The following is a 14976-nucleotide window of genomic DNA, read 5'->3' as shown; positions in this document are numbered from 1 at the left end:
GACTGGAGCCTTTGAGCCATGAGCACTCCTGCCGAGTTCTCCTCCGTGCTGCGCGTCGAGAAGGGTCACGCCGACCCTGAGGAGCTGGCCGCGATCACCGCGGTGCTGCTCGCCCGCGCCGCGTCCCAGCCCGACGCGTCCGCTGCGCACCGCGGCCGCTCCACGGCCGGCTGGCGCCGCCTCGAGCGCCAGCGCGGCTTCCGTACGGCCCACAGCTGGCAGGGCTGACCAGCCCCGCGCCCGACGAAGGGCCCCCGTACTCATCGCGAGTACGGGGGCCTTCGGGTTCAGGCGGGTCCGGTCCTGCCGCGCCTGCTGTGCAGCAGCAGACCGACGAGCATCGCGGCGCTGCCGATGGCGGCCGTGATGATCCATGCGTGCTGGAAGGCGTCCTTGGCCACGGCGGGCGAACCCTGCCCCCAGTTACACCGCACACGCGGGAAGCCCCCGCAACTCCCATAGGAGTTGCGGGGGCTTCCGCAGGGACGTGGACCGCGGTACCGGCTACCGCAGGCGAGCCATCAGGGCGTGTTCGACCAGCGTGATCAGCGCGCTCTTCGCGTCCGCACGGTGACGCGCGTCCGTCGTGATGATCGGGGTGTCGGGGCCGATCTGCAGTGCCTCGCGCACTTCCTCGGGGTTGTAGGGCTGGTGCCCGTCGAAGCCGTTGAGGGCGATGACGAACGGCAGGCCGCTGTTCTCGAAGTAGTCGACCGCCGGGAAGCAGTCGGCGAGGCGCCGGGTGTCGACGAGGACGACCGCGCCGATGGCGCCGCGGACCAGGTCGTCCCACATGAACCAGAACCGGTCCTGTCCGGGCGTACCGAACAGGTACAGGATCAGGTCCTGGTCCAGGGTGATACGGCCGAAGTCCATGGCCACCGTCGTGGTGGTCTTGTCGCCGGTGTGCGTCAGGTCGTCGATGCCCGCGGACGCAGACGTCATCACGGCCTCGGTACGCAGCGGGTTGATCTCCGAGACGGCGCCGACGAACGTGGTCTTGCCCACGCCGAAGCCGCCCGCCACCACGATCTTCGCGCTGGTGGTTGAGCGGGCTGCACCGCCGCTAGAGCTTGCGAAGTCCACTGAGCACCCTTTCGAGCAGTGTCACGGCTGGCTGGCCGCCGGCGGACTCGTCGCCGCCTGGCTGGTGAATGGCGACAAGTCCGGCCTCCGCCAGGTCGGCGACGAGGATCCGGGCAACGCCGAGGGGAATGGTGAGAAGTGCCGAGATCTCCGCGACCGACTTGATCTCGATGCACAGCCGGCAGATCCGCTGGTGCTCGGGCAACTGCCCTTGCAGCCTGGACGGATCGGCCGTGGTGGAAACCAGCGCCTCGATGGCGAGCTGGTAGCGCGGCCGGGTCCGGCCGCCGGTCATGGCGTACGGGCGCACCAAGGGGTTGTGCGCCGCGGGAGCGGCCTCCGGCGCCCGACGCGGCTGCACCGGCTGAATGCGCGGCGGCTGGTCGTATCCGGGGCCGTACGGCGATTGCGGCTGCTGGTAGGGCTGCTGGGCGCCCTGTCTGCTCGGCGTGGAGGGAAAGTTGAAACGGTTCTGAGAGTGATCACCCGGCGTTTGGTGACCACTGTCATAAGGGCGTCCGCCCGGGGGTGTTGCCACGTTTCCTCCTCCGACTGCCGGTCGCCGGTCCATGTCCCTGTGGAGCCGCGCCACCGCACCCTATGGTGCGGTGGCGTGAAACGCACTGTCTGCCTGTTAGTTGAGAAGACTGCCCTGGAGCTCTGCACGGAGGTCCGGGGTCAGGACGCTGCCTGCCCGGTCCACCAGCAGAGCCATCTCGTAACCCACGAGGCCGATGTCGGCCTCCGGGTGCGCGAGAACGGCCAGCGAGGAGCCGTCAGAGATGGACATGATGAAGAGGAAGCCGCGCTCCATCTCCACAACAGTCTGGTTGACCGCGCCGCCTTCGAAAATCCTGGACGCGCCCGCGGTCAGCGAGGTCAGCCCGGAGGCAACCGCCGCCAGCTGATCGGCTCGGTCCCTCGGGAAACCCTCGGACATCGCCAGCAGGAGTCCGTCGGCGGAGACCACCACGGTGTGGGACACCCCAGGGGTGTTGTCCACGAAGTTGGTGATCAACCAGTTCAGATTCTGCGCCGCCTGGCTCATCGGGCTCACACTAACGCTCCTGGTTGTAGGTACTGCCCGGGCCGAAGCCCGATCCGTTCGTGTCCGTTCCCGCGCTGCGTCCCTGCTGGACGCCGCGACGCAGGTTGCTCAACCTGCCACGTACGTCCTCAGGGGCGCGGGAGACCTGGGGGCCGCCCTGCGGCGTCGACTCCGCCGTGCCTTCGACGAGATTGGCCTTGGGCACCCGCCGCGGAAGGCCCGACGAGGTGACCCCGCCCGCCTTCGGCTCGCGGAGCTTCTCGGCACGCTGCCAGCGCTCGTCGTTGGTCGAGCGCCAGTCCTCGGAGCCGGCGCCATTGCCGACTGCCTCGGCCTGAGTGCTCTGCGGAGCTTTCTGGGCCTGCTCAGCAGGCTGCTGCCACTGCTGCTGGGCCTGCTGCGGCTGCTGGTTGCTGCCGCGCCGCGGCAGACCGGAGTTGGTCAGCTCGTGGCTGCTGCTCGGAGCGGGCCCCGGACGTTCGAAGCCTACGCGCTCGGGGGCGTTCGTGGGAGCGCCGGGGGAAGATTCCGATTCCGCTCGGTAGTCCGGCTCGAAGCCACCCTGGTACGTACCTTGATCCGGCCACTCTGCCTGGTGGGACTGCGTGTCGTACTGGCCGTCGTACTGCGGCTCGGACCCCTGCGAAGCCTGGTAATTGGCTTCCGCATATGCACCGGCTTGGTGCTCCTGGGCCTCCTGCTGCTCCGGATAACCAGTGGGCTGCCCGTAGCCGTCCAAGCCGTCGTACGCCTGCTGCTGGTCCTGACCCGCGTACCCCTGGTCCTGCCCGGCGTACGGCTGGTCCTGCCCGGCGTACCCCTGCTCCTGGAACTCCTGGCCGTACTCAGGCGCGTACTGCTGCTCCTGGGCCGCGTACTCCGTCTCGTCCCGGTAGAGCGGGCGCTCTGTGCCGTGTGCCTGCGCCTCCAGCGCCGCACGGCGCTCCTCGCGCATCAGCGAACGGCCCACCGGGTCGAGCTGCGGAGAGCCCTCCGAGGCGTCCTCGTAGCGCGAGTCGTCGAAGCCGAGCTCCGCGGCGGTGCGCATCGGCGGCGCATCGGGGACCGGGGCGGGCTCGAACGACTGCTGCTCCGGAATGATCTGGGAGACCGTGAAGTCGTCCTCGGGCAGCGCCTCGCCACCGCCGCCGTGCGTGATGGCGTCGGGCAGCATGACCAGCGAGGTGGTGCCGGCCTGCTCGCCCGAGGGGCGCAGCTGGACACGGACGCCGTGCCGGTCGGCGAGGCGGCCGACCACGAACAGGCCCATGCGCTGCGAGACGGCGGCGTCCACCGTCGGCGGGTTGGCCAGCTTGTGGTTGATGTCGGCGAAGTCCTCGGCGGTGAGGCCGATGCCCTTGTCGTGGATCTCGATCATGACCCGGCCGTCGGGCAGCCTGGTGGCCGTCACCCGGACCTTCGTCTGCGGCGAGGAGAACGTCGTGGCGTTCTCCAGCAGCTCGGCGAGCAGATGCACAAGGTCGGTCACGGCCTGGCCGTGGATGTCCGTCTCCGGGACACCGGTCAGCTCGATGCGCTCGTACGACTCCACCTCGGAGGAGGCGGCACGGAGCACGTCGACCAGCGGCACCGGCTGGTTCCAGCGGCGGCCCGGCTCCTCGCCGGCGAGGACCAGAAGGTTCTCGCCGTTGCGGCGCATACGGGTCGCGAGGTGGTCCAGCTTGAAGAGGTTCTCCAGCTGGTCCGGGTCGGCCTCGTTGTTCTCCAGGTCGGTGATCAGGGTCAGCTGGCCCTCGATCAGCGACTGGTTACGGCGCGAGAGGTTGGTGAAGATCGCGTTGACGTTGCCACGGAGCATGGCCTGCTCGGCGGCGAGCCGCACGGCCTCGCGGTGGACCTGGTCGAAGGCCCGGGCGACCTCGCCGATCTCGTCCTGGCTGTCGATCGGGATCGGCTGCACGCGGGTGTCGACGCGGCCCGGCTCCGTACGCGAGAGCTGGTCGACCAGCATCGGCAGGCGCTGCTCGGCGATGCCGAAGGCGGCGGTGCGCAGCTGGCGCATCGAGCGGCTCATCTGGCGGGCCATGAGGCCGGCCAGGATGAACGCGACGAGCAGGGCGACCACGACGATGGCGCCGTTGACGATGGCGTCGCGCTTGGCGTCGTCGGAGATCTGGGCGGCCTCGGTCACGGCCTTGTCGACGAGGTCGGTCTCGGCCTCGGTGTAGCCGTCGAACTTGGCGGTGGAGGCGCCCATCCAGGTCTGGGGCGTGACGTCGAGCCGCTTCAGCTGCTTGGGGTTGAGCCCCTCACCGATCTTGGCGGCCATGCCGGTGAGGACCGAGTTGTCGGTGCCGCGCGGCGGGTCGAGGTTGGCGGCCTTCAGCCGCTTCTCGCCCTCGGCGGCCTTGGTCGCCATGATCTGCTTGAGGTTGTCCGTGTCCGCCTGGGTACCGCCGGAGACGTACTCGCCGATCGCGATCTGCTCGAGATAGTTGTACGAGTTGAAGGCCACGCGCTGCCGGGCGAGGATCGCGTCGTTCTCGCTCGGGCGGATCAGCAGGTGCATACCAATGGAGCGCTGGAGCGACTGGGCGGCCTTGGCGAGCTGGATGGCGTACACCGTACGGCCGTAGCTCGTGATGTTGCCGGTGCCGAGGCCGAGCTCGTTGGAGAACTCCATCAGCGAGTGCTGGACCTTGACGTAGCTCTCTTCGGTGCCGACCGCGCCGTTGGGCTTGGACTCGATGGCTTTGGTGTACGCGATCTTGCGGAGCTCGGCGAGGGTGGGTTCCTCGGCGCGGAAGAGGCTCAGACGGCGCTCCAGGCCCTGCTTCTGGGGCATGTCCTGGACGGCCTGGTCGAACTTCTTCTTCGCGTCGTCCGTGGTGGCGTACGCCTTGGTGACGACGGGGTTCTCGCGGTCAGTCGGGCTGGTGGCGGTGAGCAGCGTCGCCGCGGTGAGGTCGCGCTCGTTGAGCAGCGCCTGACCGTACTCGGAGGCGGCACGCACGATCAGCGCGGTCTTCTCCGCGTCCTGTGCCTCGTTCCAGGTGTCGATGGAGGACTTCACCTGGAAGCCGCCCATGACCAGGCCGACGAGCACGGGTATGAGGAGGATCGCGTTCAGACGGGTGGGCACCCGCCAGTTGCGCGGGGACAGCCGGCTGGTGCTGCCGGCCGCCGGGGACGGACCGGGCGCATCCGCAGGCGACGCCGCTGTGCGCGGCGGCGGGGTGAAGTTGCCCCGCGCCTGCTGCCCTGCGGAGCTCGTGATGCTTCGCCTCACTCGACCAACAACCTCTCGGCGTCGGCACCTACGTTGTGCCGTGTTTCGTTCAGAGCTCTACTACTCGGGAGTTCGTCGAATTCCAGCATGTCGAGCGGCCCCCTTCCAAACAGTTGGAATCAGCCATTCCGAGTGCGAAGGCCATGGATAAAACGGGCAAAAAGAGCAAGCCCCGTCAAATGGCGGGGCAAATATCAGCACAGCGGCACCGGCCGTATGCACCGGGTGTTCGGACCACGTTAATTCTCTGTCGAAACGTTATGAACACGCGGGCGGGCCGTGTCAAAGGACACGGCCCGCCCGCGCATAAGTACGACAACTGCGGTATCTCCGCGTCTACTTGAGCCGTGCCATCAGGGCGTGCTCGACCAGCGTGATCAGGGCACTCTTCGCGTCCGCACGGTGACGCGCGTCCGTCGTGATGATCGGAGCGTCCGGTCCGATCTGCAGCGCCTCGCGCACTTCCTCGGGGTTGTAGGGCTGGTGCCCGTCGAAGCCGTTGAGGGCGATGACGAACGGCAGGCCGCTGTTCTCGAAGTAGTCGACCGCCGGGAAGCAGTCGGCGAGGCGCCGGGTGTCGACGAGGACGACCGCGCCGATGGCGCCGCGGACCAGGTCGTCCCACATGAACCAGAACCGGTCCTGTCCGGGCGTACCGAACAGGTACAGGATCAGGTCCTGGTCCAGGGTGATACGGCCGAAGTCCATGGCCACCGTCGTGGTGGTCTTGTCTCCGGTGTGGGTCAGGTCGTCGATGCCCGCGGACGCAGACGTCATCACGGCCTCGGTACGCAGCGGGTTGATCTCCGAGACGGCGCCGACGAACGTGGTCTTGCCCACGCCGAAGCCGCCCGCCACCACGATCTTCGCGCTGGTGGTCGACCGGGCCCCGCTCCCGCTAGAGCTTGCGAAGTCCACTGAGCACCCTTTCGAGCAGTGTCACATCCGGCGTGCCGCCGGCCTCTCCGTTGCCCGGCTGATGGATCGCCACCATGCCCGCCTCCGCCAGGTCGGCCACCAGAATCCGGGCGACCCCGAGCGGCATCGACAGCAGCGCCGACACCTCGGCCACGGACTTGACCTCACGGCACAGGTGGCAGATCCGCTGGTGCTCGGGGAGCAGTGTCCCGAGGTGCGCCGGGTCGGCCGTGGTGCTGACCAGCGCTTCGATGGCGAGCTGGTAGCGCGGCCGGGTCCGGCCGCCGGTCATGGCGTACGGACGGACCAGCGGCTGGTCGCCCTCGAATCCGTACGACGCGTCGACTGAGGCGCCGTACGGATCGTGAGAGGCGGGTGGCGGGGTCATGAATCCTCCGGGCGTGACAGCAAGTGGTCTGCGTGCCGTCTGAGTGGGCCGGTGGGGGGCCGTTCGGCGACCTGACGGTTACTGTGCGGTGGCGGGTAACTGGTGCGCCCCCGTGGGGAAGGCGCTATCAGTGCAACAGGCTTCCCTGGAGCTCGGCGCGCAGGTCCGGCGTGAGGACACTGCCCGCGCGGTCCACCAGGAGTGCCATCTCGTAGCCCACCAGGCCGATGTCGCACTCGGGGTGTGCGAGCACTGCCAGCGATGAGCCGTCGGAGACGGACATCAAGAACAGAAAACCGCGCTCCATCTCGACCACGGTCTGGGCGACCGGACCGCCTTCGAAGATCCGGGAGGCCCCCGCTGTCAGCGAGGTCAGCCCGGACGCCACGGCGGCCAGCTGGTCGGCGCGGTCGCGGGGGAATCCTTCGGACATTGCCAGCAGAAGACCGTCGGCGGAGACCACCACTGTGTGGGACACCCCAGGGGTGTTGTCCACAAAGTTGGTGATCAACCAGTTCAGATTCTGCGCCGCCTGGCTCATCGGGCTCAACTAACGCTCCTGCTGGTGAGTGGGGCCGAGGTTGAAGCTGCCCGTCGTCGAGCCGTTTTGCTGACGGCCCTGCTGAATGCCCCGACGGAGATTGGTCAGCCGGCCGCGCACGTCATCCGGCGCACGCGAGACCTGCGGACCTGACTGGTGGTTCTGCTCCTGCGCAGTGCCCGGCACAAGGTTGGCGCGCGGGACCCGGCGGGGCAGACCGGAGGTGGTGACGCCGCCGGCCGCGGGCTTTCTGACCCGCTCGGCCTGACGTACCAACTCGTCGTTGGGCGAAGTGCGCCAAGCGGCACCGTTCGCGTTGGACGCATTGCCCGGGGTCGCCGGGGTCTGCGCGGGGGAGCGCTGCGGCATCGGCGGAACCGGACGGTCCGACGACTGCTGCGGGACGGCGGGCGGCTGGGAAGGCGGCTGCTGTGCCGGCTGCCCGTTCTGCCCACCGTGGAACCAGTTCGTCTCCAGCGTGTCATACAAAGGTGTACGGCCGTCGCCGGGTCCGGCCGGAGGCAGTGCCTCCGGCTGCGGCTGCGGCGGCAGCGCGTTCGCGGGACGGCGCGGGGCCGGCGGCTGGGGGGTGTTGTAGTCCGGCCGTGCGAACTGCGCCGTGGACGCCGGGTCCTGGGAGGGCGCTGCCGGGCGGGCGAACTGGCTGCCCGACGAGGAGCCCGGGGAGCCGTACACATCGGGGCGCACGAACTGGCCGGTGGCACCCGGACGCGAGCCGGAGCCCGCGCGGGGCTGCGGTCCGTTGAAGTCCGGCCGTGCGAACTCCTCCGTCGAACCGGGACTGCGCATGCTGTCGCTGTCCTCGTGGCCGCGCGGCGCGTCCGCGGCCGGCCGCTGCGGGGCGGCCGCCTGCTCATTGCCCCAGCTGGTGCTCTGCGGACGCTGGGGGCGCTGCGGCTCCTCGCGGCGCGGGTTGCCACCGGGCAGCTCGGCGCGCGGGCCACCGGAGGGCGGCAGCTGGCGGCCGCGGTCGCCCGGGGCGCCCGGGAAGCCGCTCTGCTGTGCCTCGTTGCGGGCAGGAGCGTTCTGCGCGCCGCGGCCGCCGGCCGAGCCGAAGGCACCGGCCAGACCGCCGCCCTGACCCTGGCCGGCGTGGCGCGGAGCCCCGTCCCGGCCCGGAAGGGCGGCACGCGCACCGGAGCCCGCGCCGACCTGGCCGCGTGGCGCACCTGCGCCGAGCCGCCCGCCGGGGGTACCTCCCATGCCGGAGGCCATGGGGGAGGGAGCACCGCCGAGACCGGCACCGGACCCGCCGCCGAGACCGGGACGGCTGCCGCCGCCGGACCCGCCGGGGCCGCCGTTCGGACGACCGCCGCCGAGTCCCGCGGGACCGCCCTGCCCCGGGGGCACGGCGCCCTGGCCGCCCGCACCGGGCATGCCGGCCGACGGCTTCTTGCCGCCGTGGGCGACATCGACGGGGAGCATGACCAGCGCGGTCGTACCGCCGGAGTCGGAGGGGCGCAGCTGGATGCGGATGCCGTGTCGCAGGGACAGACGGCCGACCACGAACAGACCCATGCGGCGCGAGACCGAGACGTCCACGGTGGGCGGCGACGCCAGCCGCTCGTTGATCGCGGCGAGGTCCTCGGGGGAGAGGCCGATGCCGGTGTCGTGGATCTCGACCAGGACGCGGCCGTCGGGCAGCGCGTGACCGGTGACACGGACCTTGGTCTGTGGCGAGGAGAACGACGTGGCGTTCTCCAGCAGCTCTGCGAGGAGGTGCACAAGGTCGTTGACGACGCGGCCGGCGACCTCGGTCGTGGGGACCGCGGCCAGTTCGATGCGCTCGTACTGCTCCACCTCGGAGGCGGCGGCACGGAGCACGTCGACCAGCGGAACAGGGCGGGTCCACCGGCGGCCCGGCTCCTCGCCCGCGAGGACGAGAAGGTTCTCGCCGTTCCGGCGCATACGGGTCGCGAGGTGGTCCAGCTTGAAGAGGGAGGACAGCTGGTCCGGGTCGGCCTCGCGGGACTCCAGCTCGGAGATGAGCGAGAGCTGACGCTGGATGAGGCCCTGGCTGCGGCGCGAGAGGTTGGTGAACATCGCGTTGACGTTGCCTCGCAGCAGAGCCTGCTCGGCGGCGAGACGGACCGCCTCGCGGTGCACGTCGTCGAAGGCCGCGGCCACCTGGCCGATCTCGTCCTTGGAGTGCACACCGACCGACTCGACGGAGGTGTCGACGTCCTGCGGGTCGGACTCGGAGAGCTGCTTGACCAGCTCGGGCAGACGGTCCTGGGCGACCCTGGTCGCGGTGTCCTGCAGCCGGCGCAGCGAGCGGATCATGGAGCGGGCCACGACGAAGGCGCCGACGAGCGAGACGCCGAGGACGACCAGGATCAGCGCACCGTTGATGATCGCGTCACGCTGCGACTGGTCGCGCAGTTCACGGGCCTTGCCCTCCATCTGGCCGAGCAGGGTGGCCTCGATGGTCTTCATGGCGTTGATGCGGACCGAGTAGTCGTCGGTCCAGTCGAGGTGCGAGCGCTTGTCCTGAGAGGCAAGCCCGTTCTTGTTGTCCAGCGAGCGCTTGGCGTATTCCTCGGCCGCCGTGATGGTCGGGTTTCCGCTGTCGAGCGGGGCGGTCAGCTCGTCGGCCGAGCCACCCGTGGACTCGTAGATCGACTTGAAGGCCGTGAGCTCGGTCTCGCCGTTGTCGCGGGCGGCCTTGCCGTACAGCCGGTCGTTCTCGCTCAGGCCGGGGCCTGTCTCATCGCCGCCGCCCGGCAGCGCGGCGGCGATGATCGCGCGCTGTACGGAGGCGTACTCCTTCGCGGAGGAGAACGCGGCCAGCGCACGCGTCCGCTTGATCATCTCCGGGTTGCTGGTCGCCTGCGCCATGTCCTGCGAGAGGCTCAGCAGGGACTCGATCAGCCGGTGGTAGCCCTCCACCGTCAGGGAGTTTCCGACGTCCTGGGCGTACGCAGACTTGCGGATGGTGCTGAGCCTGTTGACCTGGACGGCGATCTGGTTCGCGTTGGCGCGGATGGACTCCAGCGCCTCGTCGTTGTCCGAGTTGGGGATGTCACGGGTGGCCTCGAGGAAGGCCTTCCTGGCCCGGTCGGTGGCCGCCCGGGGACCGGTGACCTTGAAGTCCGTCTCGGGCTTGGAACCGTTGGACAGCGGACCGGCAGACAGGTCGCGCTCCGCCTGGAGCGCCTGCGCCAGCTCGGTCGCCTGCTTGGTCATCTTGGTGAGCAGCTGCATGTGATCCAGCTGCCGCATGTCGTCCATGGAGTCGTTGATGCGGAGTCCGCCCAACGTGGTCGCCGCGACGACGGGCAGGGTCAGCAGGGAGACCAGACGCGTGCTGATGCGCCAGTTGCGCAACGCTATTCGCGACCCGGGGTCCGTGGATCCCTTCGACTTCGGCGGGGCGCCGGGCCCGTCGCCACCGGGTGCCGCCGCGCCGGGGCGCGCGGCACGCTCGCCGCTGTCGCCGGGCGTCGTCGGCCCCTGGTTGTGGGTGTGCTGGGGCGAGGAGCCGCGGTCGGTCCCGCCGCGCGGCTCCTGTTCCGCCGCAGCGCTGCCATCCCTCTTGAAACGTCCCTGCACTAGCGTCGCAACCTCTGGACCAGGCGTCCCTCCGCTTGCACAGCGGGACGGTGTCGGCGTCGTGGGGCGAAGAACGCGCCCCAGTGGTGGTCGTGAGTGACCGGCGCTGCTCCCCCCTTCCCCGCCGCCACCCGGCGCTGCGTTGCGCCCATTGCGCGCCGGACTGAAACCGCGGCGGTGCGTGGAATTCCAGCACAGTGCAGGATCTCCAACAAGAGCCGTGTACCGGGCTGTGACCTGGATGACACGGTGTGAGCATTGCGTCACAAGACGTAGAAACCGTTCGCGGAGGAAACGGACTTTTCCTTACGAGTTACTTAGGTGTCGCGGGTGTCCCAGTCGCCATGATCAGGAGCGGAATATTGCCTTCCGTAGTGCAATGTCCGTTTCCGGAGGGATGGTTGACTGTCGGAAATGACCGTATTGACCATCAAGTCGTGAGCAAACTCACACGTAGATCGGCGTCTCACTCAGGCTTCCCCGGGGAATTTGATGTTTAGCCTGTCGCTTTACAGTGATGGGAAATCCGTCAACCGCGCTGGCCGCAGCGCCCGTAGCCCGACAAGGTCTGAAACCACAGATGACGACGATGATGTTCCGCAACATAGCCAACCCCCGGCGCACCACGCTCGCGCACCTCGCGGACGCCGACGAACTGCAGACGCCGGAGCAGCAGGAGCACACGCTCGATCTTCCCACCCAGACGGCCAACCCCCGCCGCACGATCCTCGTGGACGCTCCCGCGCAGTAATGCGCGAGGCGGGTGCGCCCACCGCGTTAGCCTGGAGCGTCAGACTCCAGCCAGCGCAATCAGTAGCAGAGGGGCACCCGCATCCCGTGCGCATCGCCAGGTTCTCCATCGACGGCAATGTCGCCTTCGGCGCGGTCGAGGGCGGCAGCCCCGACGAGCTCGTCCTCGACATCATCAAGGGCATCCCGTTCGCGGACTTCGAGCTCTCCGGTACGAAGGTCCCGCTGAGCAAGGTCCGGCTGCTGCCGCCCGTGCTTCCCAACAAGGTCGTGGCCTTCGGCCGCAACTACGCGGAACACGCGGCGGAACTCGGCAACGAGGTCCCCGACGCGCCGTTCGCCTTCTTCAAGCCGTCCACCTCGGTGATCGGTCCCGGTGACCCCATCGCGTACCCCTCCTTCTCGAACGAACTGCACCACGAGGCCGAACTGGCCGTGGTCATCGGCCGGATGTGCCGCGAGGTCCCGCGCGAGCGGGTCAAGGACGTCATCCTCGGCTACACCTGCGCAAACGACGTCACCGCGCGGGATGTCCAGAGGCGCGAGAAGCAGTGGGCCAGGGCCAAGGGCTTCGACAGCTCCTGCCCGCTCGGCCCCTGGGTGGAGACCGACCTCGACCCGAGCGACCTGACCATCCAGTGCACGGTCAACGGTGAACAACGCCAGCTCGGCCGCACGAGCCAGATGATCCACTCCATCGAGGATCTGATCGTCAACATCACCGAGGCCATGACGCTGCTCCCGGGCGACGTCGTCCTGACCGGCACCCCGGCCGGGGTCGGCCCCCTCAACGTCGGCGACGAGGTCGCCGTCACCATTCAAGGCATCGGCACTCTCACCAACAAGGTGATCAAGCGTGACTAACGGATCCGTCCGCGTACGTTTCTGTCCCTCGCCGACCGGCAACCCGCACGTGGGTCTGGTCCGCACCGCCCTGTTCAACTGGGCCTTCGCCCGGCACAACGGCGGCACCATGGTCTTCCGTATCGAGGACACCGACGCGGCGCGCGACTCCGAGGAGTCGTACAACCAGCTGCTCGACTCGATGCGCTGGCTCGGCCTGGACTGGGACGAGGGCCCCGAAGTCGGCGGACCGCACGCCCCCTACCGCCAGTCGCAGCGGATGGACATCTACAAGGACGTCGCCGAGAAGCTGATGGCCGGCGGGTATGCGTACGAGTGCTTCTGCACCGCCGTCGAGCTGGAGGCCCGCCGCGACGCCGCCCGCCTGGCCGGCAAGCCCTCGGGCTACGACGGCACGTGCCGCAACCTCTCCGCCGGGCGCATCGCGCGCTACAAGGAGGAGGGCCGCCCGGCCATCGTCCGCTTCAAGATGCCCGACGAGCCGATCACCTTCAACGACCTGGTCCGCGGCGAGCTGACCTTCACCCCGGACAACGTCCCGGACTACGGCATCGTGCGCGCCAACGGCGCACCGCTGTACACGCTCGTCAACCCGGTCGACGACGCGCTGATGGAGATCACGCACGTGCTGCGCGGAGAGGACCTGCTGTCCTCCACGCCGCGCCAGATCGCGCTCTACAAGGCGCTGATCGAGCTGGGCGTCGCCAAGGAGATCCCTCAGTTCGGTCATCTGCCGTACGTCATGGGCGAGGGCAACAAGAAGCTCTCCAAGCGTGACCCGCAGGCGTCCCTGAACCTGTACCGCGAGCGGGGCTTCCTTCCCGAGGGGCTGCTGAACTACCTGTCGCTGCTCGGCTGGTCCTTCTCCGCCGACCAGGACATCTTCTCGGTCGCCGAGCTGGTCGAGAAGTTCGACATCGCGGACGTCAACGCCAACCCGGCCCGCTTCGACCTCAAGAAGGCCGAGGCGATCAATGCCGACCACATCCGCCGACTGGATGTGAAGGCCTTCACCGAGGCGTGCCGCCCCTGGCTGCAGGCCCCGCACGCCAACTGGGCCCCGGAGCAGTTCGACGAGGCCGCCTGGCAGGCGATCGCCCCGTACGCCCAGACCCGGCTGACCGTCCTCTCGGACATCACAGCCAACGTCGACTTCCTCTTCCTGGACGCCCCGGTCGAGGACGAGGCGTCCTGGGCGAAGGCAATGAAGGAGGGCTCGGACGCGCTGCTGCGCACGGCCCGCGAGAAGCTGGAGTCGGCTGACTGGTCCAGCGCGGAGTCGCTCAAGAACGCGGTCCTGGCGGCGGGCGAGGAGCACGGCCTGAAGCTGGGCAAGGCGCAGGCCCCGGTCCGCGTGGCGGTCACCGGCCGCACGGTGGGTCTGCCGCTCTTCGAGTCACTGGAGATCCTGGGCAAGGAGAGGACGCTGTCGCGGATCGACGCGGCACTGGCGAAGCTGGCGGCGTAGGACCCTTCCGACCGGGGGCGCCGTCGGGGGCAACCCCCGGCCGGGCGGCGGCGCTCCGGGTACCGTCGGATCATGGGCATCCGCGCGGTCCTGTGGGACATCGACGACACGATCTTCGACTACGCCCGCGCCGACCGCGCCGGTATGCAGCAGCACCTTGAGGTCGAGGGCCTGGTCGACGGATATGCCTCCGTCGACCAGGCCCTCGGGCATTGGCGCAAGATCACCGATCAGCACTGGGCGCGCTTCTCCGCCGGCGAGACCGACTGGCCGGGGCAGCGCCGCGACCGAGTGCGGTCCTTCGTCGAGCGTCAGCTGAGCGACGACGACGCCGATGCCTGGTTCGACCGGTACATCGTCCACTACGAGGCCGCCTGGTCGCTCTTCCCCGACGCCGTCCCCGCCCTGGACCTGCTCGCCGCCGACTACCGCCACGCGGTTCTCTCCAACTCCTCCCTCCACAACCAGGAGCGGAAGCTGCGCATCCTCGGCGTGCGCGACCGGTTCGAGGCCGTCCTGTGCGCAGCCGAGCTGGGTGTTTCCAAGCCCGAGGCGGCGGCCTTCCACGCCGCCTGCGAGGCACTCGGACTGCCGCCCGAGGAGGTGGCGTACGTGGGTGATCAGCCGGACATCGACGCCCGCGGAGCCGTGGATGCGGGCCTGGCCGGAATCTGGCTGGACCGCACCGGTCTCGGCGGGCGTCCCGAGCTCATTCGGATCACCGGTCTCGACCAGCTCCCTGGCCTGCTGCGCGGCGAATCCCGTTTTGGAGCGCCGGACACCTTCAGGTAATGTTCTTCCTGCGCCGCTCGAGAGGGCCGAGAGGTCCGGCCGGGAAGCGCAAACCAAACAAACCCCCTCCGGGGGGTTGAGTTTTGGTGGGCTATGGTGTAATTGGCAGCACGACTGATTCTGGTTCAGTTAGTCTAGGTTCGAGTCCTGGTAGCCCAGCTCGCAGAATTGATCTTCTGCAAAGCCCCCGTTGTGTAGCGGCCTAGCACGCTGCCCTCTCAAGGCAGTAGCGCCGGTTCGAATCCGGTCGGGGGTACTGATCCTTCCCGCGAGATCATCAGGGTCGCACCCGATGACA

The 14976-nt window shown here is 69.1% G+C and carries 13 protein-coding genes and 2 tRNA genes; 7 read left to right on the top strand and 8 right to left on the bottom strand.

All coding sequences use genetic code 11. The features are described 5' to 3' along the window. The first annotated feature begins 18 nt into the window (after positions 1–18). Positions 19–228, top strand: coding sequence for an acyl-CoA carboxylase subunit epsilon (locus ACI2LP_RS09025; protein ID WP_404723860.1), 210 nt, complete (start codon positions 19–21; stop codon positions 226–228). 276 nt (positions 229–504) lie between these two features. On the opposite strand, the gene ACI2LP_RS09020 is transcribed toward ACI2LP_RS09025, so the two are convergent. From ACI2LP_RS09020 to ACI2LP_RS08985, 8 genes are all read right to left on the bottom strand, one after another. Beyond that, positions 505–1086, bottom strand: a complete 582-nt coding sequence (locus ACI2LP_RS09020; RefSeq protein ID WP_050791473.1) for an ATP/GTP-binding protein — start codon at positions 1084–1086, stop codon at positions 505–507. Next, the gene (locus tag ACI2LP_RS09015) at positions 1067–1624 is read right to left on the bottom strand and encodes a DUF742 domain-containing protein (RefSeq protein ID WP_404723859.1); all 558 of its coding nucleotides are present in this window, start codon (positions 1622–1624) and stop codon (positions 1067–1069) included. Before ACI2LP_RS09015 ends, ACI2LP_RS09020 begins: the two co-directional genes overlap by 20 nt. A gap of 96 nt (positions 1625–1720) precedes the next feature. After that, positions 1721–2134 carry a roadblock/LC7 domain-containing protein gene (locus ACI2LP_RS09010; RefSeq protein WP_005311461.1) on the bottom strand — a complete coding sequence of 138 codons (414 nt, stop codon included), beginning with the start codon at positions 2132–2134 and terminating at the stop codon, positions 1721–1723. 10 nt (positions 2135–2144) lie between these two features. After that, on the bottom strand, positions 2145–5384 hold the full coding sequence (locus ACI2LP_RS09005; RefSeq protein ID WP_404723858.1) for a nitrate- and nitrite sensing domain-containing protein: 3240 nt from the start codon (positions 5382–5384) through the stop codon (positions 2145–2147). A 336-nt stretch (positions 5385–5720) separates the two neighbouring features. Further along, on the bottom strand, positions 5721–6302 hold the full coding sequence (locus tag ACI2LP_RS09000; RefSeq protein WP_404723857.1) for a GTP-binding protein: 582 nt from the start codon (positions 6300–6302) through the stop codon (positions 5721–5723). Next, positions 6283–6690, bottom strand: a complete 408-nt coding sequence (locus tag ACI2LP_RS08995; RefSeq protein WP_327326297.1) for a DUF742 domain-containing protein — start codon at positions 6688–6690, stop codon at positions 6283–6285. Before ACI2LP_RS08995 ends, ACI2LP_RS09000 begins: the two co-directional genes overlap by 20 nt. A gap of 127 nt (positions 6691–6817) precedes the next feature. After that, the gene (locus tag ACI2LP_RS08990; protein WP_030496942.1) at positions 6818–7231 is read right to left on the bottom strand and encodes a roadblock/LC7 domain-containing protein; all 414 of its coding nucleotides are present in this window, start codon (positions 7229–7231) and stop codon (positions 6818–6820) included. 9 nt (positions 7232–7240) lie between these two features. Next, positions 7241–10804, bottom strand: coding sequence for a nitrate- and nitrite sensing domain-containing protein (locus ACI2LP_RS08985; RefSeq protein ID WP_404723856.1), 3564 nt, complete (start codon positions 10802–10804; stop codon positions 7241–7243). 580 nt (positions 10805–11384) lie between these two features. Between ACI2LP_RS08985 and ACI2LP_RS08980 the strand changes: the two genes are divergently transcribed. The 6 genes from ACI2LP_RS08980 to ACI2LP_RS08955 all read left to right on the top strand — a co-directional run bounded on the left by ACI2LP_RS08980 (position 11385) and on the right by ACI2LP_RS08955 (position 14934). Beyond that, positions 11385–11555, top strand: a complete 171-nt coding sequence (locus ACI2LP_RS08980; RefSeq protein WP_404723855.1) for a hypothetical protein — start codon at positions 11385–11387, stop codon at positions 11553–11555. Positions 11556–11641: 86 nt separating this feature from the next. Then, positions 11642–12418 (top strand): fumarylacetoacetate hydrolase family protein, encoded by a 777-nt coding sequence (locus tag ACI2LP_RS08975; protein ID WP_404723854.1) that lies wholly within the window; start codon positions 11642–11644, stop codon positions 12416–12418. Beyond that, positions 12411–13886, top strand: coding sequence for a glutamate--tRNA ligase (gene gltX / locus ACI2LP_RS08970; RefSeq protein ID WP_404723853.1), 1476 nt, complete (start codon positions 12411–12413; stop codon positions 13884–13886). Before ACI2LP_RS08975 ends, gltX begins: the two co-directional genes overlap by 8 nt. A gap of 72 nt (positions 13887–13958) precedes the next feature. Next, on the top strand, positions 13959–14678 hold the full coding sequence (locus ACI2LP_RS08965) for an HAD family hydrolase (RefSeq protein ID WP_404723852.1): 720 nt from the start codon (positions 13959–13961) through the stop codon (positions 14676–14678). Positions 14679–14765: 87 nt separating this feature from the next. Beyond that, a tRNA-Gln gene (locus ACI2LP_RS08960) sits at positions 14766–14837 on the top strand. 24 nt (positions 14838–14861) lie between these two features. Further along, a tRNA-Glu gene (locus tag ACI2LP_RS08955) sits at positions 14862–14934 on the top strand. Positions 14935–14976: the final 42 nt, after the last annotated feature.

It is taken from the genome of Streptomyces sp. NPDC019890 (assembly GCF_044903445.1).
GTDB lineage: Bacteria > Actinomycetota > Actinomycetes > Streptomycetales > Streptomycetaceae > Streptomyces.
This window is presented reverse-complemented; position numbering and strand designations above follow the sequence as displayed.